The organism is Ruegeria sp. 6PALISEP08 (assembly GCF_001238295.1).
Classification (GTDB): Bacteria; Pseudomonadota; Alphaproteobacteria; order Rhodobacterales; family Rhodobacteraceae; genus Ruegeria.
On sequence record NZ_LGXZ01000017.1, the window covers coordinates 56,818 to 80,840 of the forward strand.

At 58.4% G+C, this 24,023-nt stretch carries 18 protein-coding genes; 12 read left to right on the plus strand and 6 right to left on the minus strand.

From position 1 onward, the window contains the following. Positions 1–3: 3 nt before the first annotated feature. Both ALB80_RS19570 and ALB80_RS19575 read right to left on the minus strand, forming a co-directional pair. A complete protein-coding gene (locus ALB80_RS19570) occupies positions 4–2,055 on the minus strand; it encodes a glycosyltransferase family 39 protein (RefSeq protein WP_050605789.1) in 2,052 nt (683 codons plus the stop codon). Beyond that, positions 2,052–3,092 carry a glycosyltransferase family 2 protein gene (locus ALB80_RS19575; RefSeq protein WP_371256007.1) on the minus strand — a complete coding sequence of 347 codons (1,041 nt, stop codon included), beginning with the start codon at positions 3,090–3,092 and terminating at the stop codon, positions 2,052–2,054. The genes ALB80_RS19570 and ALB80_RS19575 overlap by 4 nt, the downstream gene beginning before the upstream one ends. 185 nt (positions 3,093–3,277) lie before the next feature. Between ALB80_RS19575 and ALB80_RS19580 the strand changes: the two genes are divergently transcribed. After that, the gene (locus tag ALB80_RS19580) at positions 3,278–4,783 is read left to right on the plus strand and encodes a PepSY domain-containing protein (protein ID WP_256364031.1); all 1,506 of its coding nucleotides are present in this window, start codon (positions 3,278–3,280) and stop codon (positions 4,781–4,783) included. Positions 4,784–4,832: 49 nt separating this feature from the next. On the opposite strand, the gene ALB80_RS19585 is transcribed toward ALB80_RS19580, so the two are convergent. Then, positions 4,833–6,254, minus strand: coding sequence for a lipopolysaccharide biosynthesis protein (locus ALB80_RS19585; protein WP_050605792.1), 1,422 nt, complete (start codon positions 6,252–6,254; stop codon positions 4,833–4,835). A 307-nt stretch (positions 6,255–6,561) separates the two neighbouring features. On the opposite strand from ALB80_RS19585, the gene ALB80_RS19590 reads away from it, so the two are divergent. The 6 genes from ALB80_RS19590 (at position 6,562) to ALB80_RS19615 (ending at position 13,275) form a co-directional block, all read left to right on the plus strand. Further along, positions 6,562–7,488, plus strand: a complete 927-nt coding sequence (locus ALB80_RS19590; protein WP_050605793.1) for a glycosyltransferase family 2 protein — start codon at positions 6,562–6,564, stop codon at positions 7,486–7,488. A gap of 1 nt (position 7,489) precedes the next feature. Further along, positions 7,490–8,464 carry a lysylphosphatidylglycerol synthase transmembrane domain-containing protein gene (locus ALB80_RS19595; RefSeq protein WP_050605794.1) on the plus strand — a complete coding sequence of 325 codons (975 nt, stop codon included), beginning with the start codon at positions 7,490–7,492 and terminating at the stop codon, positions 8,462–8,464. Next, the gene (locus ALB80_RS19600; RefSeq protein ID WP_050605795.1) at positions 8,461–9,900 is read left to right on the plus strand and encodes an NAD(P)/FAD-dependent oxidoreductase; all 1,440 of its coding nucleotides are present in this window, start codon (positions 8,461–8,463) and stop codon (positions 9,898–9,900) included. Before ALB80_RS19595 ends, ALB80_RS19600 begins: the two co-directional genes overlap by 4 nt. A 3-nt stretch (positions 9,901–9,903) precedes the next feature. Continuing rightward, positions 9,904–10,647 (plus strand): polysaccharide deacetylase family protein, encoded by a 744-nt coding sequence (locus tag ALB80_RS19605; protein ID WP_050605796.1) that lies wholly within the window; start codon positions 9,904–9,906, stop codon positions 10,645–10,647. A gap of 92 nt (positions 10,648–10,739) precedes the next feature. Continuing rightward, a complete protein-coding gene (locus ALB80_RS19610; protein WP_050605797.1) occupies positions 10,740–11,711 on the plus strand; it encodes an NAD(P)-dependent oxidoreductase in 972 nt (323 codons plus the stop codon). A gap of 34 nt (positions 11,712–11,745) precedes the next feature. Further along, the gene (locus tag ALB80_RS19615; protein WP_050605798.1) at positions 11,746–13,275 is read left to right on the plus strand and encodes a GMC oxidoreductase; all 1,530 of its coding nucleotides are present in this window, start codon (positions 11,746–11,748) and stop codon (positions 13,273–13,275) included. Positions 13,276–13,297: 22 nt separating this feature from the next. Here ALB80_RS19615 and ALB80_RS19620 read toward each other — a convergent pair whose 3' ends face one another. Both ALB80_RS19620 and ALB80_RS19625 read right to left on the minus strand, forming a co-directional pair. Continuing rightward, the gene (locus ALB80_RS19620; RefSeq protein ID WP_050605799.1) at positions 13,298–14,563 is read right to left on the minus strand and encodes a glycosyltransferase family 4 protein; all 1,266 of its coding nucleotides are present in this window, start codon (positions 14,561–14,563) and stop codon (positions 13,298–13,300) included. A 164-nt stretch (positions 14,564–14,727) separates the two neighbouring features. Beyond that, positions 14,728–15,870, minus strand: coding sequence for a glycosyltransferase family 4 protein (locus ALB80_RS19625; RefSeq protein ID WP_050605800.1), 1,143 nt, complete (start codon positions 15,868–15,870; stop codon positions 14,728–14,730). A gap of 176 nt (positions 15,871–16,046) precedes the next feature. Between ALB80_RS19625 and ALB80_RS19630 the strand changes: the two genes are divergently transcribed. The 3 genes from ALB80_RS19630 (at position 16,047) to ALB80_RS19640 (ending at position 19,218) form a co-directional block, all read left to right on the plus strand. Beyond that, on the plus strand, positions 16,047–17,186 hold the full coding sequence (locus ALB80_RS19630; protein WP_050605801.1) for a glycosyltransferase family 1 protein: 1,140 nt from the start codon (positions 16,047–16,049) through the stop codon (positions 17,184–17,186). Positions 17,187–17,365: 179 nt separating this feature from the next. Beyond that, entirely contained in the window at positions 17,366–18,259 is an 894-nt protein-coding gene (locus ALB80_RS19635) for a glycosyltransferase family 2 protein (RefSeq protein WP_050605802.1), read from the plus strand. Between the two features lie 14 nt (positions 18,260–18,273). Then, positions 18,274–19,218 carry a hypothetical protein gene (locus ALB80_RS19640; protein ID WP_157054280.1) on the plus strand — a complete coding sequence of 315 codons (945 nt, stop codon included), beginning with the start codon at positions 18,274–18,276 and terminating at the stop codon, positions 19,216–19,218. 583 nt (positions 19,219–19,801) lie between these two features. On the opposite strand, the gene ALB80_RS19645 is transcribed toward ALB80_RS19640, so the two are convergent. Next, entirely contained in the window at positions 19,802–20,854 is a 1,053-nt protein-coding gene (locus tag ALB80_RS19645; RefSeq protein WP_050605804.1) for a Gfo/Idh/MocA family protein, read from the minus strand. A 278-nt stretch (positions 20,855–21,132) separates the two neighbouring features. On the opposite strand from ALB80_RS19645, the gene ALB80_RS19650 reads away from it, so the two are divergent. Both ALB80_RS19650 and ALB80_RS19655 read left to right on the plus strand, forming a co-directional pair. Further along, the gene (locus ALB80_RS19650) at positions 21,133–22,227 is read left to right on the plus strand and encodes an NAD(P)-dependent oxidoreductase (protein WP_157054281.1); all 1,095 of its coding nucleotides are present in this window, start codon (positions 21,133–21,135) and stop codon (positions 22,225–22,227) included. A 172-nt stretch (positions 22,228–22,399) separates the two neighbouring features. Continuing rightward, positions 22,400–23,770 (plus strand): nucleotide sugar dehydrogenase, encoded by a 1,371-nt coding sequence (locus tag ALB80_RS19655; protein WP_050605806.1) that lies wholly within the window; start codon positions 22,400–22,402, stop codon positions 23,768–23,770. Positions 23,771–24,023: the final 253 nt, after the last annotated feature.

A 24,023-nucleotide genomic window follows, 5' to 3' on the forward strand; every position in this document is an offset into this window, starting at 1 on the left:
GGCCTATTCGCTATCCCTCAGATAGACAACCTCGCGCCCGGGAAAGGCTGCGATGATGGCTGCATTCTGCTGAGGGCTCATATCGCGCAGGAAAATCGGCTTGCCCTCCGGCAGGAACGGGTCGTTGAGATAAAGCGCCGACCCGATATCTCCTTCTGTCGAGACAAAGACCAACGCGTTGCCAAGATCGGCCGCCTCGACCTGTCGCCGAATGTCGCCGGTATATCCGCCATACCCATCATATTTCGAAACACCACGCCAGGATGTGAAGCTGACGACAGAGACGGCACAGAGCAGCAGGACAACACAGTTCAGGCGGCCGCGATACTGCCCGGACAGTCGGTCATGGATCGCTTCGATTCCAGCAGCGGACAGCACCAGGGCAGGCAGCAATGCCGTATGCCAATAGCGCGGGCCAAGATAGAAGGTACCCGTAAACCAATAGAAGAACAGAACGGCCACGAGGACAGCAAAGATCACCAGCATCGCCCGGTCAAAACCGGTTAGCTTTTTGCCCCAGATAAAGCCGATCCAGATCGGAACCAGCGATCCGAATGTCCAGCCCAAAAGCTCGAGGTTGAGCGACGCAATCGCATTGATCAGGTTCAGCACGGCCTCAGCCGGGCTGTGACCGACCCAGATATCCAGCGCCCCCCAGCTTTGGGCGGGCGGGCCTACATTCTCGCCAAATCCAAATGCGTTTTGCGTATCCGGCCACAGACGGCTGAGATAGTCAGCCTGCGCTGTCAAAAGCGGATCGCCCGTGATCCCGTAGTTGAACAGAAAAACGGCGGATCCAGACAGGATGCCCCCGACGCCACAGGCCAGCACCTGTCCGACCCCGCCAGGCAACCGGCGCAGCAGCCACAGGCCCGTCAGGCCGCCTACGATCAACCCGTCCAGCGGTCGGGTGAAGAACCCCCACCCCAAGGCCAACCCAGCGGCAAATGCCAGCAACACCGCCCTACGGGCAGACCCCTCTCCGGCCCGGAGCAGGCACCACCAAGCCAGTAAGACCGTCACCAGCATAAGCGCGTGATTCATCAGCGTGGCCCCAACAGCCAGCACCCAGGGTGAAGTCGCCATAAGCAACGCGACCATATCCGCGCGTTCGCGGCTGACAGCGTGCCGGACAATGTCATGCGCCAGCCAGACCGATATCCCGGTCAGGATCGGATTGATCACCCAGGGCTCCCCGATCAGCACTCCAAGGCTCAGAACAACAGCCCAGCCTTGCGCTGGGACACTGATCCATTTGCCCTCATGCACTTCGAGAAGATAATATTCCAGCGCGGGTTGTGCTGCTTCGGGCGGGACCGGAGCCCAGAGCGTACCAGCCGCAAAGGTCCGTGCCTGAAAGAGATAGGCCAGTTCATCTTCGACATGGGGAGCACGGTCGAACGCCGTCCAGGCAAGAACGGCACTGGCCACCGCCGCAAAAACCGCCAAAGCGGACACCGGGATACGCGGCATGCGATCGGGACCTGCCACGGCGAACATGGCGACCAGCGTGGCCATCTGAACAAGAGATAATGCACCGCCGACACCGATCTGCAGTCCGAAGGCCATGAAATAGCCATAGGCCACATAAGGTGTTGCGGACAGGCAGAAAACCGCGACCAGAACCATCAGAAGAAACAGGCGGACAGTCCCCGCCCTGGCGAAAAGACCCCTGACAGCCTCCCGGCCTGCAGGACGCACCAGAACAACACCCGTCAGAACCGCCTGTGCGGCCAGTATCATCAGCATAATCAGGTTTTCAGGCGGGTCGGCGGAAATCTCGAGCCGTGGAAACCAGAGCGGTTGAGTCAACCACAACCGGGCGGAACTACCCAGCAGAACCAGAGCGGCCAACGCCCCGAACCAAGATAATCCGCGCGACCAGAAGACCCCGATCAGAACCACTGCAACCGCGGCCATAACCGTAAACCACACGCGCAACTCGGCCAGCGTGGCATTGGTGACGGGCGCATCCGCGGCCCAGGCAGGACCTGCGCATGTGCAGAGCACAAGAGCAAGGCAGCGCCATTGCCACCGGTTGGTCTGCGCGATCATGCCAGATGCTCTTCTCTGGCCAGAGCTGGGTCCCGAGCGGGACCTTCGATGTTGATACGTTCCTGCTCGGTCACAATAGGCCCGCCGCGCACCTGATTATGGATCGAGGTGATGTATTCCCCCAGCATCCCAATGAACAGCATCTGAATGCCCGACAGGAAGAACAGGGATACGATGATGGTCGTCGTCCCGCGCGGTGCCTGATCGGGATTGACGAAAAAGAGCACTGCGGAAATAAGAGAAAACAGAATACAGGCTGTTGCGATCACCAGCCCGCTGATCGTGCAGAACCGCATGGGTGCACGCGTAAAGGAAAAGATTGCATTAAGAGCCTGATCCGTCAGCGCCATCAAGCTGTGCTTGGTCAACCCGCTTTTCCGCGCTTGCCAGACATATGGCTTGATGATCCGGCGAAAGCCGCAACTTGCGATGATGCCGCGGATATAGGGATAGTGATCCTTGTGTGCCAGAACTGCCTTAAGCACCTTGCGATCAATCAGTTGAAACTCTCCGACAGACGGTTCCAGCCACACATCGGACAGCCCGTTGACAAGGCGATAAAAGATTCCGCGCGCATTGCGCATCACGAACCCTTCCTCGCGGATGCTGCGGGCACCGGCCACCACGTCATAGCCGCTTTCCCACAATTCGACGAATTCCGGGATCAGTTCGGGCGGGTCCTGCAGGTCGACAGGCAGCATCACAACTACCCCGTCACCGGATGCATAGCGCAGCCCATTGAAGGTTGACCGGAACACCCCGAAATTGCGGGCGTTGACCACGACCTTCACGCCCTGATCTTGTGCGGCAATCTCGCGCAGGATGTCCACGGTTCGGTCCGAAGAGGCATTGTCGATAAAAATATGCTCGCGCCTGTAGCCCGGCAGTTCCTTGTCGAAAATCGCCTTTACGGTCTCATAACAATTCGCCACGTTGTCTTCTTCATTGAAGCATGGCGAAACAATGGAAATTGTTTTCATAGCTCTATTTAACATCAAACAGCACCGCTTACCCCACCAATACCCGGGTATAATCATAACATCCCGCGAAGTTCGGGATTCGCACAACACTTAACCTGCAGGAATATCATGAAATAACGTGCCTCACGCCATCATGGAAAGCCAAATCCGCCTTTCTTGCAAAACAATGCCGTATCGCCATTGTTTCCTTTACATTTACTCCGTTTAATATGTCCGTAGATTGTAGACAGACGAACATTCATATGAACCGCAAAATCCGTAATTCACTTTTTAAGATACATACTTGGATGGGTCTGCATCTTTCGCTTTTCTTCGTGTTCATGTTTCTGACTGGTACGCTGCTTGTCGCCGGGTTCGAGCTTGAATCGGTCGGTCGCCCGAACATCTGGACCATGATGGCCAAAGAAGATCGCACCGCCAGTTTTGGCATGATCTATGAAGGTGTCAAAGAAACCCATCCCCAAAGCCGGCCTTTCGTGATCGTCAAACGCTCGACTCCGTGGTTCGTGGACCAGACCTTTGGCGACACAGGTTGGGGAGAAGCCGTGACATTCTGGACAGATCCGGTCACCGGAGGGATTGTCGAAGAAACGCGGAACCTGGGCTTTCGCAATATCCTGCGAGATTTGCACGATACGCTTCTGACCGAGAAACGGGTCGTGTTCATCCTGGTTTCAGCCACATCGGTTTTTCTGCTGGGACAGATCATCAGCGGGTTTGTGACATATCGGCGGTTCTGGAAAGGATTTTTCCGGTGGCCCAACCGTTCGAACGGGTTGCGATCATGGGCAGGCGGAGTTCATCGGCTGACCGCTCTCTGGTCCGCACCGGTTATGATCCTGATCGCCCTGACCAGCCTTTATTTCATGCTGGGTGGATTGGGAATGAACGGCACAACGCCAGAGCTTCCATCCTCATCTCCCCGCGACTCCGCTCTGCCCTCAGGCTTTGGGCCAGAGATGATAGACACCGCCGAAGCCCGCGCCCATGCGGCCCTGCCCGGTTTTGATCCCGTTGTGATGCTTATACCCGGCAGCAAAGCCGACAGCCTTGTCTTTATCGGGCATGTGGAAGGGGTCGCAGAGTTTCGCGGCATGAGTTCCGTTGCACTGGATCCCGCGACGCTCGAAGTTCTGGGGGTTATGACGCCAGATGGTTTGGGCGGGCTTGCGAAGTGGAAAGACCTGATGAACATGCTGCATTTTGGCACCTGGGCCGGGGCATTTTCGATGGCGCTCTGGATTGTGTTCGGGTTAATCGCGACCGGCGTTGCCGTAACCGGCGCCATGATCTTTTCTGCCCGGCTACGTCCGGACGCTGCGCGCCATGGCCCGTTCAGGCGCATCTGGCGCGGCATGGGTTGGACCCGGTGGATTTATCTGCTGTTGCTGGCGGGCATGCTGTTCACAGCTTATCACCGCTTCAACCCCGGCGCCTATGATGCGACCAGAGCTTATCCCGTCAACGCTGATGGGTCGGTCGCCCGACTGATCTTGCGCGCACCACTGCGGCACGAAACCCCGCTTGATGTTGAAATGCGGATCGGCGCGCCGGACGTTGTAGCCGTATCGATTGAAATTGATAGTGGTCCGGCCCGTTCCGTCGAGCTGACCCGGCACGATGCAAAAGCCACAGCCTATTTCCAGTTGACCCCCGCTGAGACGCAAAACGAGATCACAGCCAATCTAAAAAAATCGGATGGCAAGGAAGAGGCTGTCATCTTTCGCCTGGGACACCCCATCTGGTAAGCGCCAGCGTAAGGCCGGGCACAAGACGCATCGTCAGACCTCTGCGCGTTCAGGTACTGGTTCGTGTCATGTTGGTGCCCCGAGGTCGGACCATCGATATCAGCAGGCGCAGCCTGCCCCGCTGGAACAGAAACGCCAGCAGGCAATAGACGACACCCCCGGTTATCGTACCGATCAGAAGAACCAGAATCCGCGCGGTGTCACCCAGCACCCAAACGACTCCCTGCACCACCGCCGCCATTGCCACCGACAACAAGAACGGCGCAAGATGCTGCTGCATCAAAAGCAGGTTGGGCAACCCTGCAATCTGACCCAGGTTGGCAAACTTGAACGGCCAGATCAGTAAAAAGACCGCCACAAAACCGGCTGTGACGACCGGCAGCCCATAGGGGGCCAGTGCCATGATCACTGCCGCTGCCAGCGCCACCTCAACCCAGGACAGAACTGCCAAGCGACCAGCCTGCCCCGCCGCCAAACAAAAAGTCTGTTGCACCTTTTCGACGCACAGGTACATGCCGAACACCGACATCAGGCTCAGAACCGGGGCCGCCGGAGCCCACTTCTGGCCAAACAGCAATACCAGCGCCGGTTCCGACAGAACGGCCAGCCCAGCAAAGGCCGGAAAAGCCAGAAACCCGGTCAGGCGCACAACATCCACCAGCAATTCTGCCGCCTGACCACCATCGCGCGCTGCGGCACCAAAGGCGGGCTGCGCCACAGTGCGCAGCGGTGTGATCATAAGAAACGCGGCCGTCTCGATCACACGCCAGGCAATTGCATAATACCCCGCCTGCACCGGCCCCAGCATCGCACCGATGATCACTGCAGGTGACTGCACCGCAGCCAATTCTGCAGCGCGTAAACCCAGAATCCGATGACCAAAATGCAGGATTGCGCGCATGTGGTCGCGCGACACGTCAAAGGCCGGGCGCCAGGAGACCGCCCCCCAGGCCATCACGATATTGGTGGCCGTCATCGCCAGCCGCTGACCGACCAGGGCCCAGACCCCGTATCCCGTCAGTGCCATGGTGATGCCCACGACCCCGCCGACCGCCGCCCCAAGCGCGGCCCGGATGGCCAGAACGCGGAACCGCATTTCCCGGCGCAGGATCGCCACCGGCACCGCCGTCAGTGAAATCATCAGCACTGTGGGGGACAATCCGATCAACAATTCACGCGCAATCGGCTCATTGTAGAAATCCGAGACTGGCCCCGCGCCCAGATACAACACGATCGTCAACACGCCTCCCAGCATCGCCAACAGCCAGAAAACCGAGTTCAACCGCCCGGACGACAGCGCATCACGGGTCAGCAGAATGTCGGAAATCGTTTCGCGCACCAGGAATTCGGAAAACAGCACAAAGGCCGCCACCATCGCCAGCAGGCCAAAGGCCTCGACTCCTAAAATACGGGCAAGAATGGCAAAAATGATGAAGTTGAACGCCTGCTCGACCCAGATACCAGCCGACATCCAGGCAACTCCGCTGCTGAAACTCTGCCGCCCTGACACCCGTTTCCTTCCTGTTGCCCGAACCCCGCCAAGTGCCGATGGGCACATGGCCCAAACACTCACACCTGCTGCGCACAGTATACGTAATTACAAACTTGACGCCTTAACGGTCGAATTTGGTCAAATTTATTGTCTATGTTCAGTCTGTACGTGTTCGAATACTATACGCAATACAGGGAATTATGCCCCTCACGTTCCATGCGCCACGCAAATCTTGCAGCGGGGTCCGGGACAGGGATTATTGAGTGAATAAAAGGTTTTCATTTTCATGAACAAAGTCGCAGAGCCGATGGAGACGAACAGCGCCACACCCGAAGAGCTGATCGCATCGGAAACCGCCGGCATGAGCCTGAGCGTGGTCATCCCGGCGTTCAACGAAGAAAACGCCGTGCGCCACACGGTCGAGGATGTGCGCAGCCATCTTGAACCGCTGAACATCCCCTACGAGATTATCGTGGTGGACGATGCCAGCCAGGACAACACCCGCGCCGAGGCCGAGGCCAGCGGCGCAACCGTCACCTTCAACGACGTGAATTCCGGCTATGGCGCCAGCCTCAAGCGCGGCGTTCGGATGGCGCAGTATGAATATGTCGCCATTCTTGACGCCGACAGCACTTATCCCGCACGCTATCTGCCCGGAATGCTGGCCATGTGCCGCGATCAGGACATGGTCGTGGGCGACCGGGGCGCGGCGATGAAAAACGTGCCGCTGCTGCGCAAACCAGCCAAGAAATTCCTGTTCGCCTTTGCGTCGTTCCTGGCCGAGCGCAAGATCAACGATCTGAACTCGGGCCTGCGCGTGTTCCGCAAATCCGAGCTGATCCCGTTCCTGCCGCTGCTGCCGCAGAATTTTTCCTTCACCACCACGATCACGCTGTGCATGACCTCGAACGGCAAGCGGATGATCTATACGCCGATTGAATACGGCAAGCGGGTGGGCAAATCGAAGATCAAGCCGATCGACTTTCTGAACTTCATCATTCTGATCCTGCGCATCAGCACGCTGTTCAATCCGCTGCGGGTGTTCATTCCGCTGGGGCTGGCGTTTTTCACATTGGGCACGGTGAAGTTCATTATCGACATGTTCTACTGGAACCTCAGCGAAACGGCAGTGTTCTCGTTCCTGGCGGCGATTATGATCTGGTCACTGGGGTTGATCGCCGACATGATCTCGCGGCTGCATCTCAGACCCTGACATGAGCGGCAAACGGCTTTCCGATCCAAGTCAACGGCGCTGGCTAATCCGATTGGCCGGGTCGGCGCTGATACTGGCGATCCTGTTCTGGATTCTGCCTGCTGAGGCGATTTTGGCAGCGCTGAAAGCCATCCCGATCTGGGTTTTTGCCTGCGTGCTGGTCCTGTTCCTGCTGGCCCATGTGGCTGCGGCACTGAAATGGTGGCTGCTGCTGGGGCGCGGGTTTTCCGCCTCGCTGGCCATCCGGGCGCATTTTGCCGGGCTGGCTGCCAACCTGTGCCTGCCCGGTGCAATTGGCGGCGATACGGTGCGGGCCGGTCTGGCGCAGGCCGCGATGAAAGACGGCGCGCAGGTTGTTGCGGGCGCAACCGTTGACCGACTGATCGACATGGTGGCGCTGCTGACCCTGTCTTGTCTGGGTCTGGTCCTGACATGGGAAAGTGCTGCGGGCGGGCATATGATCTGGCCGGTGGCGCTGATCCTGTTGGCCGCGCTGGCGGGTATGGTCGCATTACCGCGCCTGTTGCCCTTGCCCTGGCGCTATATCCCGTCCCTGCCCGGAAAGGGATTTGCCCATCGTCTGGCCGATGCACTGGCCGGAATGGGGCGCAAACCCGGCACGCTGGCAATCGCGTTCATCGCATCAGTGCTGATCCAGCTGTTACTGGTCCTGCTGGCCTGGTGGCTGGCCATCGCGGCGGGCGTTGATGTGGCTGCGGGGCCGTGGATCTTCGCCTGGCCGCTGGCCAAGATCATTGCGGTTCTGCCGGTATCTTTGAACGGGCTTGGTCTGCGCGAAGCCACATTGGCCGGTTTTCTGGCCCCCTTCGGCGCCAGCGCCCCGGCTGTCGTGGCCGCCGGGCTGGTCTGGCAGGTTGTGTTGTTTACGGCGGGCGGGTTTGGCGCGCTGGTTCTGACCATGTCCGGAATGCGGTTCAGCGCCCCGGCAAATTCCCAAAAGGAAGAGTGCAAGTGACGGATGTTTCCCGACCCAACGGCGACAACAAGCCTGAAATCATCATACTGGGGGCTGGCCCCGCCGGTTTGGCGGCAGCCCATGCCCTGACAGGGCAGGCCAAAGTGACCGTAATCGAACGCGCGCCCATCGCGGGTGGCAATTCAGCCTCATTCCCGATTGAGGGCGTGATCTGCGATTATGGCTCGCACCGGTTTCACCCGGCGGCAGAGCCTGAGGTTCTGGCCGATGTGAAAGCGCTGCTGGGGGACGATCTGCTGCTGCGCCCGCGCCATGGGCGCATTCGGCTGGGCGGCAAGTGGATTCACTTTCCGCTGAAACTGACCGATGCGCTGATGCGCCTGCCCAAACCCTTTGCCGCGTCACTGATCGGGGACATGGCGCTGAAGCCCTTCCGCAAGAAAAGCACGGGCCCCGAGACATTCTCGACCGTGCTCTATGACGGGTTGGGCCCGACGATTTCGGATAATTTCTATTTCCCTTACGTGCGCAAGCTTTGGGGTCTGGACCCGGACAAGCTGGCGGTGAAGCTGGCAGAACGCCGGGTCGGCAGCGGATCTGTCGGCAAGATCCTGATGAAGATGCTGCGCCTGTTGCCGGGGCTGCGCAGCGAAACGGGGGGGCGGTTCTTTTATCCACGCAAGGGGTTCGGGCAAATCTCGGATGCGATGCGGAACAGCGCGGAAAGCAACGGGGCCACCTTCCTGTTCAACACAGAAATCACCGGGATTGACCGGGAGGGTGACCGCATCACCGGCCTGACGATCCGCGAGGGCGACAGCGAACGGCACCTGACCGGAGATCTGATCCTGTCGACCATCCCGCTGACCGGGCTGACGCGCCTGATCAGCGACCCTCCGGCGGAGGTGGTTGAGGCTGCTCGCGCGATCCGCTTTCGGGGTATGATCTTGCTGTATCTGGTTCTGGAAACCGACCAGTTCACCGAGTTCGATGCGCATTACTTCCCGGAACTGTCGATCCCGATCAGCCGCATGTCAGAGCCCAAGAACTATAACGCCAGTGGCGCGCCAAAAGGCGTCACCGTTCTGTGCGCCGAACTGCCCTGCGACCCGGATGAAAAATGGTGGTCCATGTCCGACGAAGAACTGGGACAGGAATTTACCAAATGGCTGGGTCAACTGGGCCTGCCCGTCACGGTCCCGGTGCGCCGCTGCGAAACCCGGCGGCTGAGCCATGCCTACCCGGTGTACGATATGGGCTATGAAGAGCGGTTCGATACGGTGGATCAGTGGCTCTCAGATATGGACGGATTGCTCGTATTTGGACGGCAGGGTCTGTTTGCCCATGATAATACGCACCACGCCTTTGCCATGGCTTATGGTGCGGCAGATTGCATCGACGACAAGGGCAATGTCGACCGCGCGAAATGGAACAGGTATCGCGAGGTCTTTGCCACCCATGTGGTGGAAGACTGACCCATGCCCGCCTGGCAGGCCGATATCCTGATGTATCATTCGATTTCGGATGCGCCTGGGCCGACCTCGATTGCGCCCGACATCTTTGCGGCACAGATGCAGGCACTGGCGGCCTCCGGACTGCCGGTGGTGACGCCGGATGCGCTGGCCAACCCGCCTGCCCCTCGCGTGGTTATCATCAGTTTCGATGACGGGTTCCAAGATTTTGCCGATACCGCCTGGCCGATCCTGCGCGATCACGGGTTCTGCCCGATCATCTATCTGCCCTCGGGCCTGATGGGCGGCACCGACAGCTGGGCCGGGGGAAATGTCCCCCCGCGCCTGCTGATGGGATGGGACCGGATCGAAACACTGGCCGGTGAAGGGGTTTGCTTCGGGGCGCATAGTGTCAGCCACCCCGATCTTTCCACGCTGGAAGCAGAGACATTGGAGGAAGAAGTCACCGGATCCGGTCAGGATATCGCCGCCCGGCTCGGCCAGCCTGTCCGGCATTTCGCACCGCCTTATGGCGCGTCGAACACTAGCGTGATCAGACAGATCGCGCAGCATTACGACACCTCGGTCGGAACAAGGCTGGGCGTGGCCGGACCCGGGGATGACATCCACGATCTGCCCCGGCTCGAGATGTTCTATTTCACCGACATCGCCCGCTGGAAGGCCCATCTCGCCGGGCGCGGTGGGCCCTATCTTGCGGCGCGCAAGATGATGCGTGGCGTGCGGGCGGCCATTCGGGGGAAGCCATGGTGAGCAAACCTTTTTATCCGCGACTATAGCCGGAGGCGCGGGACAGATTGTACACTCCGGCACAGTGATTCAGAACAAGTGACAGGTATATAGATATGCATATTCTGGTAACCGGCGGAGCCGGGTTTATCGGCTCTCATCTGACGGAAAGACTGATCGGGGATGGCCATACCGTCACAGCTCTGGACGATCTGTCAACGGGGCTCAGGTCCAATCTGAGCAGCGTTGCGGACCACCCGGGTTTCACCTTCGTCAAGGGCAGTATCCTGGATCGCCAACTGGTCGCCGATCTGGTTGGGCCGGCGGATGTGGTGTTCCATCTGGCAGCAGCCGTTGGGGTCAAACTGATCATGGACGAACCCAGCCGGTCGATCCTGACCAATGTTGCGGGCACCGAGAATGTGCTGGATGCCGCGCTGGTGGACAAGACACACACATTCATCGCCTCCAGTTCCGAAGTCTATGGCAAAAGCACGAACTTCCCGTTTCAGGAAGAAGGCGACCTGACCATCGGCGCCACCCGCAACCTGCGCTGGTCCTATGCCTGCGCCAAGACGCTGGACGAGTTTCTGGCACTGGCCCATGCGCGTGAATCCGGTTTGCCGGTCACAATATTGCGGTTCTTCAACACCACCGGCCCGCGTCAGACCGGGCGTTACGGAATGGTACTGCCGAATTTCGTCAAATCCGCGCTGGAAGGCGCGCCGCTGATGGTGCACGGCACCGGCGAGCAATCGCGCTGTTTCGGTCATGTGGCGGATGTGGTCGAGGCTATGTGCCGTCTGATGACCCTGCCCGAGGCGCGCGGCGACGTGTTCAATGTCGGCACCGATCAAGAGGTCACGATCCGCGAACTGGCCGAACAGGTCATTCGAACAACCGGCTCAGCCTCGGAAATCCAATTCGTGCCTTATGACACCGTCTATCCCGAAGGCTTCGAGGACATGCAGCGTCGCCTGCCCGATGTCTCGAAACTGCAACGGGTCACCGGGTTCCGCCCGATGCGGACGCTGCAGCAGATCATCGATGACATCGTGGCCGAGATGACCCGCCCGGTTCCCGCATGAAGGCGCATATCCCGGCACAGACGGGCTGCGCCCCGTGACCGATCTGGTGATCGGATCGGGGCCGTCAGGTGTGTCGGTGGCCACTGCCCTTCTGAACCGCGGCCGTCAGGTTTTGATGATTGACGGGGGGGAAGGGCTTGAAGCCTCCGCGCAGGACCGCCGCAACCGGCTGGCGGCTTCGGATCCTGAGAGCTGGTCTGCGGATGATATTCGGGCCTGGCAGGCCCCTCAATTCGACACGCCGCCCGGACAGGTGCGCCGGTTCGGGTCCGACTTTGCCATGGTGCCAGGTGCAGAAACACTGGTTGCGCCGGATCAGATCGGATTGCGCGCCTCACATGCGGCGGGGGGCCTGTCCAACCTCTGGGGGTCGGCGATTCTGCCCAACCGGGATGCAGATATCACCGACTGGCCGCTGAGCGCGCGGGATCTGGCCCCGCATTACCGGGCGGTTGCCAAATTTCTACCGGTCAGCGGGCGAGAGGATGTATTGCAGGCCATGTTCCCTGCCTTCCCGATGCAGAACCGGGTTCCGCTGACCCCGTCGCCACAGGCCGAGCACATCCTGCACCGCCTGGAGCAACAGAGCACCAGCCTTGCGGGGTTGGGGGCCTCTGCCGGGATGGCTCGGCTGGCTGTGGATCCGGGCTGCCGTTATTGCGGCCAGTGTCTGCACGGGTGTCCCTGGGGGCATATTTATTCGGCCAGACAAACACTTGAAGAGCTGCGCCACCATACGGCGTTTCGCTACCGCAGTGGTCTTGTCCATGGATTTGTAGAGCAGGCCAATCATGTCACGGTACGACTGGACGGCGGCGAGAGCCTGAAGGCTGATCGCGTTTTTGTCGCCGCAGGCGTACTGGAAACGGCGCGCCTGCTGCTGCTGTCTTCTGCGGATCCCGCTGCCCGTCTGCAATTGCAGGACAGCCAGCATTTTTTCCTGCCTAGCCTGCACCGCTGGCGCGCCCCGCGCCGCCCTGATCAAATCCCCTATCACACTCTGCCGCAGATTTTCGTCGAGCTGGATGACCCAGATATCTCGCCCCATCTGGTGCATAGCCAGATCTACACCTGGAATGAGTTTTACGCCCAGGATCTGATCCGCAGCTATGGCGCAAAGCTGCCCGGCTCTGCCCCTATATGGCATATGCTGGCCCGACGGCTGATCGTGGCGCAGGCGTTTTTGCATTCCGACCATTCCGCCCGCATCGATCTGACCCTGGCCCCTGACGGGCGGCTTGTGTCCGCAGTCCGGAACAATGATGCAACCGGGCAGGTCATGGCGCGGGCCACATCCCGACTGGCGCAGGTGCTGAAGCTGGCCGGGCTGATACCGCTCAGCTTTGCCCGCCGTCCCGGCGATGCAGGATCAAGCTTTCATGTCGGCGGCTCGGTGCCCATGGCCAAAACGCCCCGCACAGGACAGTCGGATATTTTGGGTCGGCCCAAGGGGCTGTCGCGGGTGCACCTTGTCGATGCCTCAAGCCTGCCCAGCATTCCGGCCACAACCATCACCTTTTCGGTCATGGCCAACGCCCACCGGATCGGAACGTTGGCCCCCTGACAGTAGCGCCGCTCCGGGGTGTTTATCCAGTGCCGGTTTCAAAGGCCCCGGCCTCCAGCACCGTGGCCAACCTTTGGTTTCCTGCACCATGGGCCGCGCGCGCAAGCGCTGCGCCATACGCTTCGAGCACGGGTGTTTCGTGCCAGACCCCCAGAAATGCCTTACGCGCCGCAGCACCCTGAACCGCGCGCTGGTCGGGCTGGTGCTGAAGGTTGCGCATGGCCGCAATCAGATCGTCTTCGGTTTCGAACAGGGATCCGCCCCCTGCCCGCTCGACAATCTCGGGGAACGGGCCCAGCCGCCGGGCAATCACCGGTGTGCCCAGGCGGAAGCTTTCGATCAGGATGATGCCGAAGGTCTCATAACAGACCGAGGGCACAATCAGCCCCAGTGCGCCGCGATAATAGGCGTTCAACTCGTCAGGTGTCTTGCGGCCCAGGAATTTGATCCGGTTATTGCCTGCGGCCTGTGCCTTCAACTCATCCGCATAATCACCATCGCCCAGGATCAGCAGATCGGCATCCGGGTAACGATCAAAGGCGGGGAAGACATCCTGCAATCCTTTGATCTTTTCCAACCGTCCGACAAACAGGAAATAGGGGCGTTCATGCGCCGCCGGTTCCGGCAGGGCGCTCTGATCCAGGTCGGGCAGGAAATAGGGCAGCACCTGCATGTCCTGCCGCAATCCGAATTCGCGATGCTTGGCGCGGCTGAATTCGCTTTTGGCGATGATCAGATTCATGTGGTCCAGCGCCCGGTCCAACGCCCCGGTATACCGCCACAGCTGCGGCGGGCGTTTGTAATTCAGTACGCAGCGCAGGCACTGGCGATCCTCGCACAGCTCGCGCCCATGCCGCCACAGAACATGGGTGGGGCAGACCAGCCAGTGCTCATGCGCCTCATAAACCTTCAGCCCTTCGCCCATCGGCAACAGGCCGGGCCCGCCGATCAGCGAAGTGTTGTTATGCCAGATGATGTCCGGTTGCCGCCCGGCCAGGATCTCGCGGATGCGGGCGGCGTGAACAACGGGGCGGCCAAGCTGCTGGGTCAGCAGGTTCGACATCATGCCATTGCGGCTGCGCAACCCGATCCGGCGCACCCCATCGGAGGCACCTTCCGGCTGTGGTTTGCCGCCCAGGATCAGATAGCTGTCTTCGTCATGCACCACCGTCACATCGTGGCCCCGCGCCACAAGCGCCCGGGCCATGCGCTGAATGCCAATGGCATCACCGCCAAAGGAATAGGGAGGATAAAATGTGGTGAACATCAGGATACGTAATGACTGCATAGGAAATTTACCAGATTACCAATGACCGTGCCTTATGAAAGCACGATCCCCACAGCAATCGAAGGACGCAAATCACTTTGCGGAACGGTTCATATTCCGTGTTGCAAACACGTGGCATATTTCGGTTCGTTTCACCGTATCAAACACATCTTGCACCCGAGCCATCAGCTTACCAAGCCAAGATAAAGCGCCTCAATCTGCTGGTTGATATGATCGGGATCGAAACGGTTTGCCCCCGACCGCTCCAGCGCTTGTGCCGCCATGTCAGACCGTTTCTGCTCATCCTCGAGAATACGTTCCACAGCTTGCGTGATCGCCGCAACGTCACCAATCGGAACACAGGCACCAACGGTGTCATCCACCAACTCGTGAACGCCGGAACAATCCGTCGCAACAATCGGTGTTCCGGTCTGAAGGGATTCCGCAATAGAGATCGGAAGCGCCTCCCACCGGGATGTCAGCAACATAAGATCAGCTGCGCGCAGATACCGATACGGGACCTCGGTCCGCCCGGCGAAATGCAGATGCTCTTGCAGACCGCGTTGTTTTACCAACGCCCGCATCTGCTGATCCAACGGCCCGTCGCCAACAACAACAAAACGATAGCCGGGGTGCTGGTCTTTCATCGCCGCGACACAGTCGATCAAAACGTCGATGCCTTTCTGATAAGCAACCCGGGCGAGTGTCACAATAAGGTGGCTGCCCCCGCGCAACAGGCTGCTGCGCAGCGCCGCCACGTCTTCGGAGCTGTCTTCGGGCGGCGGCTTGATGCCAAGACCAATGACCCGCAACTTATCCCTTGGAACCCCTGCGATTTCCGCCAGATCCTCAGCGGCCCGATGGCTGGGGGTCACCACCAGATCCGCATGGCGCGCGATCGTCCCGAACCCTTTTATCCGCTGCGGGTCAGATCCGTGATACGTCACGACAAGAGGGATGTTCAGACGCATCCGCGCCAGCAACGCCACCAATGCCGGAGCAGATTCGTGGGCGTGAATGACGTCGATACGCGACGCCGCAAGCCAGCGACGTAGGGCAATCGCCCCACGGCCAGTATTGGCAAGCCTGCGAACCAGCCCGCCACCATCCCCTCCAACATAGCGTGTCGGGATGGACAGAAAGCCATCTTCGGCCCTTTGCCCTGCCCATTCGCCCGGCGTTCCGGCAAGAAAAACGCCATGACCATGACCTTCCAGCCAGATACCCAAGTCAAGAGCATGTCTGGCGATCCCGCCCATTCCGAAATCCGTGCACATCTGAGCGATCCGAAGATGCCGTCGATCATCTGGTTCCGTTACAGCGTGCATTTACGAATCCGCCCCTCAATTGGCCCCAATGATCTAGCAACAGGGATACAGAGATATCAAATGATTGTGGGCCGCGCTCTGCCTGCCGTAGAGTGAGCCCATGATTTGGATTTCAATCCTCCGTCGCTGCTCGAAGCGGTTGAGACAAAAAAATTTCGCAGGAACGGAGTATCGCCATGCATGTCGGGATTGACGGAACGACTTGGCGAAATGAGCGCGGGTTTGGGCGCTTCACAAGAGGTGTGCTCGAAGCTCTGGCAGCTCGGGACAGCAGATTTCGTTATACCCTGATCTGTGATCAGGAACCGTCTTACCCGGTTCCTCAGGGTGTCGACGTCGTGGTTGCGTCAAAACCGGAAGGGTCAGACGTGGCAAACCGGTTTCAGATGCATCAAGCAACACTCCGACTGGGATGCGACGTGTTCTTTTGCCCCACCGTTTTTTCGTATTACCCCCTACTGTCGCGCGTCCCGAAGGTCATCTGTATCCATGATACAATCCCTGAGCGCTTTCCGGATCTGATCTTCCCGTCAAAACTGAATGTTGCGCTGTGGAAAGCAAAAACCACGCTCGCCAAATTGCAGGCAACGCGGTTTATCACCGGATCTGAATCGTCGGTCCGGGACCTGCAATCCATTTTGGGCATTCCACGCGACAAGGTTGATCTGACCACGATGGCCGCCGCGCCCGTTTTCAAAGAGATAAATGATAACAACAAAATAGACGAAATTCGGGCGGAATACAGTATTCCCACCGGGGCCCGTGTCCTTGTCTATGTAGGAGGCTTTAACAGACACAAAAATGTGCTGCGCCTTATCCATGCGATGCCAATGATTCTGGAACAACATCCAGATGCTTTTCTAGCCATTGTCGGGCGTACGACCGGGGACCGGTTCTGGGATAATGTCGAGGATTTACAGGCTTCGGCCCGTGCCAATGTGATTGCGTCAGAACGGATCATTTTCACCGGCGAGATTTCGGATGAAAAGCTTGCGCTTCTGATCAATGCCTCACATGCACTTGTGCACCCTTCGCTCTATGAAGGTTTCGGCTTCCCCCCTCTCGAAGCAATGGCCTGCGGCACCCCGGTTCTGGGTTCTGATGCAAGCAGCGTTCCCGAAGTTGTCGGCGATGGCGGGCTACTGTTTGACCCGACCGATGCGTCCTCGATTGCCCATCAGACAAACAGGCTGCTGAGTGACGACGATCTTCATGCGCGACTGTCAAAGCAGGCCATACGCCAAGCCGCAAAGTTCACCTGGGATCGTGCTGCCGAAATGACCGAGATCAGTTTTGGGAACGCGCTTGAAAAGTGACGTTGAAACCATCCAAGCTACGGATACAGTTTATCAAAAAGGCCTTCATTGATGCTATTAAAGCCACAAACATCGACACGCTCTGGGGTTTTTAAACCCGGATGCAAACACAGCTCCGTTTCCATGATCGACTGTGATCAGATCACCCTGAGCGGTACACGTCACGCCGGAGAAAACACATGATGCAGCATCAAATTTCGGTCGTCGTTCCATGTGTCAATTCTCTGTCTGATTTTCGGGAGTGCGTCGCGGCTTTGCAGGAGCAGACCGGCCCCCAACCCGAGATTATCGCCGTCATACGCCTCGGCCCGGACTTCATTCGGGATGTTGAGACAGAATTTCCGGATGTACACATTCTGGCAGCCGCCGAAGAAGCTACAATCCCTCAGATGCGCGCCGCAGGTATCCGGGCCGCAACAGCCGATGCCATCGGGGTCATTGAAGATCATGTGCTGGTTCCACCGAATTGGACACTGCGAATGCTGGATGAAATCGCGGACGGTTCGGATGTAGTTGCCGGGCCTGTCGATAACGAAGCCAAAGAGACCCTAGTCGATTGGGCGGCATTCCTATGCGAATACAGTGCTGTTCTACCACCTCTGAATGATGGCCCTTCGGACTGGCTTCCGGGCAATAACACGGTCTACCGGCGCGACGTTCTGGAACGGTTCGATACCCTGCTGGATGATGGCAAATGGGAAAACCACCTGCATGATCATATGCGCGCAGATGGTGTCTCTATGACCCTGCGCAACGACATCGTTTCCGGGCATAAGATGCACTACACATTCGGTCTCTATCTGACCCAGAGATACCTGTATTCCAAAAGCTTCGCCGGAGCTCGGGTCAGCGAGGAGTCGAGCGGAAAAAGACTGCTTATGGGGCTCGTTGCTTTTGCGTTGCCGCCGATCGTCTATTACCGCGTGGTCAGAAACGTCATAACCAAAGGGCGTCATGTCCACCGGCTATGGCCCTCTCTGCCTTTGCTGATCCCGTTTTCACTGTCCTGGGGACTGGGTGAGGTTGCCGGATACTGGTTCGGGGCCGGCCGGTCTCTGTCCAAGGTTCGATGAGGGAAATGCCTGTGATGAACAATCCAGATCTTTCACTCCCCGATATCTCTGTCGTTGTGGCTATCGTTGATGGGGGCGTCGCGCTTCGGGCATGTCTGAATGCGCTTGCCAATCAGGTTGGTGACTACAGGGTGGAAGTCATCGTGCCATATGATCAGCTGTCGCTTGAAGAAGCCAAAATGGCAGATGACTTCCCGGGCTTCCAATTTATCGATCTCGGGATACTCGCAGGTGGCATGACTCCGCGAAACGCCCTTGATCTGCACCGGTTCTGGGACATCCGCCGCTCCGAGGGCATCAAATTTGCACGCGGGCGCCGGATCGGCCTTGTCGAAGATCGCGGCATTCCGGCCGAAACCTGGATTGCCTCGGTGATGGACCTGATGGATGAGACCGGGGCCGCAGCGGTCGGGGGGTGTTCCGACAACGGGTATGACACGACCTGGAACTGGGCTGTTCATATCTGCGACTTCGGGCGTTATATGGCCCCCCTGCCGACCGGTGAGACCGATTTTCTGTCAGCAACCAATGTGTGTTACCGGGCCGACAAGCTGCACGCACTGCGTCATCTGTATGAACATCGGTTCTATGAACCCTCCATCCATGCCGCCCTGCAGGCTGCCGGTGACAAAATGGTTCTGTCAGATCGCCCCAGAACAACCCAATACCGTCCGCGTATCCCGACCTTCACGCTGGCGGGCGAGTGGTTTCACTGGGGCCGTAAATATGCCCGCATCCGGTCTGGCGAAATTTCATTCGGGTTACGTGTCTTCCGCGCCGCCATAAGCCCCCTGTTGCCATTTGTTCTGTTTACCCGGCATCTTGGAAATCAGCGCCGCAAGCGGATTTATCTTCGAAAGTTCTGGCTAGCCTCACCGCTTATTTTCATGATCGTAAGCATGTGGGCATGTGGCGAACTGGTGGGATATTTTCAGGGAGAAGAGCCTGAGGCACTGTGAAACTGTCAGGCGTAATTTTCATGACGCCCGACCGGAGCTAGCGCCTCCTGACAAAGCGCTGTGATTTAGCAGGTGATAATTTTGAAGGTGAAACCATGATACAGATCGCGGTTCTGGACCTTTCGGGTAATGAAGAGCGTTAGGTTGTAGAAGCGATCAAAGGAACCTGAATTTCTTCAAGCGGCGCATTTCTCGATCGTTTCGAAAAAGAGTTTGCAAACGCGTGTCAGACCGACCACTGCATTGCTGGAGCAGGCCAAAATGCTGCGCAGCCAGGGAAATGATCCGCACCAGCGGGGTAGTCTCGTCGTGTCGAGAAGTGTAAAAAACGCTCATAAGAACGCCCTATTCTGCACTGAGCCGGAGTCGACTCCGTCTACACTAGGCCTTTCTTCCCAAGCATATATCAACAACCGCCATATCTGAAGCTTGCCGCCACGCAGAATGTGCGCCTGCCTCAATCCTAACACCTCTCGGCAACGGGTCTCAACCTGCCAGCTTTCACGGGCCCATCTGACGCCCAGATAGGGACAATATGCAACCTGATCGAGGAACAGGCCGTAAGCTAACCGCTCAACGCTACCTAAGGGCGTACAGGTTTCAGGACGGGCAGATCAATTGCCTTGTTGGTGCGTGAACTTTCAACAACGGCATTCGCAATTTCGATCGACCGAAGTCCGGCATTACCATCCGCAATTCTTACGCTGAGGTCACCTTCACAAAGCTTCAGAAAATCCCGAAGCTCTTCGGCAAACGAAATTTTTGCAGTGGTTTTCCACGAGAACAGTTTCTCGCGAACCGCAATATCAAAATATTGGCGTTTTGTGGTTGTCGCTTTGCCGCCGGGTTCCGGAAGAGTGATCAGAACATTCTTCATCGGTGCATAGGCACCCTGCACCATGCCATGCGTACCATGAACTTCGATTGCGAAATCATACCCGCGCCATTCACCCCATGTCGCGTGATAGACGGCGGGAATGCCTTCGGAGTTTTTGAACACGGCAAGAGCGGTATCCTCAGAACCCGGCAGGTTCCAGACACGTTCACTGGCGACACCATAAACCGAGGTCACTTCACCCAGCATGTGACGCACTATATCGGTCATGTGAATGCCGATATCCCACATTGCTCCGCCACCGGATTCCGGCACCCTGTATTCCCAGTCATGGGTAAAATGGGCCAGCCCGTCATGCCCACCAAAGGCGCGAATATGAGTAATGTCCCCGATCGCCCCGCTGGTTATGGTGTCTTTCACATAAGCGAATGAGGGGTAATACCGCATATTGAAGCCCGTAGCGATCACCCGATCTGCGGCCTTTGCCTCGGCCAGCATCTGACGGCAGGTTTCGGCGCTGTTGGCCATGGGTTTTTCGACCAGCACATGCATCCCTTGTTTCAGGGCGCTGACACATGGGTCTTCATGCGTATGCGGAGGGGTTGATACCACAACCGCATCCATATCCGTTTCCAAAAACCGCTTCAGGTCAGTGAACACGGGAGCGTCCCCCGCAACACCGCGCGCAGCTTCTTCAGACAGATCAAGAACGGCCGCCAGCGTTGTGTCCGGGCATTCCTGAATGGTCTCGACCCGCAGTTTGCCGATTTTCCCGGCCCCACCAACAACCCCTATACGCATGGTTTTCTCCTCATAAAACAGACCACGAACAGCCCGGACCCGAACTGTCGGCTTCACATAGCAATATTCTCTTGAGGAGTATGCGCCACGGTGACATCTGCACGCCGGTTATACCGATCGTCATCGAATTCCTCATTAACAAACGCGGGGCACAGCGTACCCCGTACTTATGACAATAATTCGTCCTCTGCGCAGTAGCACAGGCGCCCACCCTAGGCTAGGCTTCTGCTTTGAAACACATTGTTCCGGATCCTGAATTTGAGACGAAGAAAAAGATCATGACAGCCACCGGACCAAATCATCTCGGCGGCAAGTCCGTCTTCGTGACAGGAGCGACAGGATTTATCGGCAAGCGGCTTGTTCCGACCCTTATTAATGCCGGTGCCCGGGTCACCGTCCTGTTGCGCAACCGCCATGGTCGGCAAGCCTTCAGCGCGATGGGAGCACGGGTCATACAGGGAACGGCAGGGGATCGCAGCTTGCACGACAAGGCCCTGCGCGATCAGGATGTATTATACCATCTTGCCTATGACATGCGCGCCACAGCAGCGGATAATCTTGCCGCCTTCGAGGCCCTCAGAGCCGCCGCAGAAAAAGCCAGGGTTGGGCGGATCGTTCATGCCAGCTCTATCGTTGTCTATGACGGATGGCCACAGCAAAGCCTGACAGAGAGCTGTCCGACCTCGAACGGCAAAGCTGACCCGTATCGGCGGGCCAAGATTGCGATGGAGCAGGCTCTGTTACAGGGAAACTGCCCCGCTGCGATCCTGCAGCCGACACTGGTTTATGGCCCTGGAAGTATGCTCTGGACGGATAAGCTGACCAGTTGGCTTGCCGCTGGTACCGTGGTGCTGCCCAAACCCGAAGGGCTGTGCAATGCTGTATTTGTGGACGATCTGGTACAGGCCATGTTGTGCGCTGCCGCACCCGAAGATCTGCAGCAAGAGCGGTTCATTATCTCGGGGCCCGCCCCCGTCAGTTGGTCGGCCCTGCTGTCCGGCTATGCCGATATCATTGGCCGAGGGCAGATCAGGTACATTCCGCAGGAAACACTCCGCGAACGGCTGCCCGATGAAGAGCCGGGCGAAATACCAGACACACAGTCGCTGGCCGCACGGGTCAGCACCATAGCGCGCGCCTGGATCGGTCGGGACCGGTTCGAAAAACTGGTCCAAACAGCCACACAACGGCTGCCCCGGCAAAACGAACTGTATCCTGACCGTTATATGCTGGAGCTATTCTCGGGTACGGGACAATGCCAGATCGATCATGCCCGTATACGGCTGGGATATGAGCCCGCTTATGATCTGAAAGCCGGGCTTGAAGCCACGCGACCCCATCTGGAAGCCAACTTTAAAAAAATGAACAATTAATCAAGATATCAATAATTGAGGCATTTTTTGAAACACTATACGACCCGCCGATACAGGGCCGATAAATTAGTTGGATTCGCTCAGATTCCTCCCTATCCGTAAAGAAAGGATGATTTCCTGCTGCCCGTCCTGCCTTTGATTTCAGTCTGACTTTGTACGATCAGGATAGATTATGAACTGCGAAACCTCACACCATCAGTCTCTCAAACAGCTTATCGCCACGCGCGATGCGCGGGTTGCCGTGGTGGGATTGGGCTATGTCGGTCTGCCGCTGGCGCTGACCGCCTATGACGAAGGGTTCGACACCACCGGCGTTGATCTCAACCCCGACCGGGTGGCGCGGATCAATCAGGGTGATCAGGTCATCTCGTACCTGGCACAGGACCGGATCGCGCAGGCGGTGGCCAGCGGCAAGTTCCGCGCCACGCAGGACGCTGCCGCGCTGGCCGAGGCCGATATCGTGCTGGTCTGCGTACCAACCCCGCTGACCGATGCACAGGATCCGGACATGCGTTTTGTCGCGGCTGCCGCACAAACCATCGCACAGCATCTGCGCCCCGGTCAGATGGTAGTGCTGGAAAGCAGCGTCTGGCCCGGCGCCACGACCACACTGGTTCAGCCGATCCTCGAGGCGGGCGGTCTGCGCGCGGGCAGTGATTTCTTCCTGGCGTTTTCGCCCGAGCGCGAAGACCCCGGCAATGACAAATTCGACACACACAGCATTCCCAAGGTGGTCGGTGCCGACGATCCGCTGTCGCGGCAACTGGTCGAAGATTTCTATCGCGCCATCGTCACCAGCGCTGTGCCGGTCAGTTCAGCCGCCACAGCCGAGGCGGTGAAACTGGTCGAAAACAGCTTTCGCACCGTCAATATTGCGCTGGTCAACGAATTGAAGACCGCACTTGAAGCAATGGACGTGGACGTCTGGGAAGTGATCGAGGCCGCGGCAACCAAGCCGTTTGGCTTCATGCCTTTCTATCCTGGTCCCGGAATTGGTGGGGCCTGCATCCCGGTGTCTCCGGCCTATCTGGCCTGGCGCGCCGCGGATGCAGGATCTGATACGCCGCTGATCAACCTGGCCCGTTCCAGCAATGACGCGGTGCCAGAGACGCTGGCGGCACGGATGGCGACAGAGCTGGCCGCGCGCCACGGGTCCGCGCTGGCGGAAACCGGGCAGCCCCTGACCGGGCAGCGCATCCTGCTGATGGGCATCGCCTATAAGCGCAATGTCGAGGATACCCGCCGCAGCCCGGCGCTGGTGCTGCTGGACGAGCTGGAGAAGCTGGGGGCCGAGGTCGAGTATCATGACCCCTATTTCCCCCGCCTGCCCGAAGGCGGCGAATACCCGCAGCTGGCGGGGCGGACCTCGCAGCCACTGACGGCGGACAACCTGAAACGGTATGCCGCCGTGGCCGTAATCACCGACCACAGCGCGCCGGATTACGATCTGGTTGCGCGCGAGGCGGCGCTGGTCTTCGACACGCGCAACGTTTTTGAAAAAGCCGGGATCAAGGTGGCGGGCGGGCGTTTGGTCAAGATGTGACCCTCCGGGGTCATCCATCTAACCTTTGATCATTCAATGGCCAAAGCGCACGCTCGTCTGCCATTTCATCCAAATGATCGCGGATTGACAGTGCGGTGCCATAGGCGGACCTTTGCACATTTTCAGGGGGCGTGGACGTTCTATATTGCTGTCACAAAAGTTTTAAGGAACTATCTGCTCAGACATATTCATGTCTCAATAAATTATAAGCAGTGTTGCGCGAGTAGTGGAGCAAAGCTCCATCAGGTAAAAA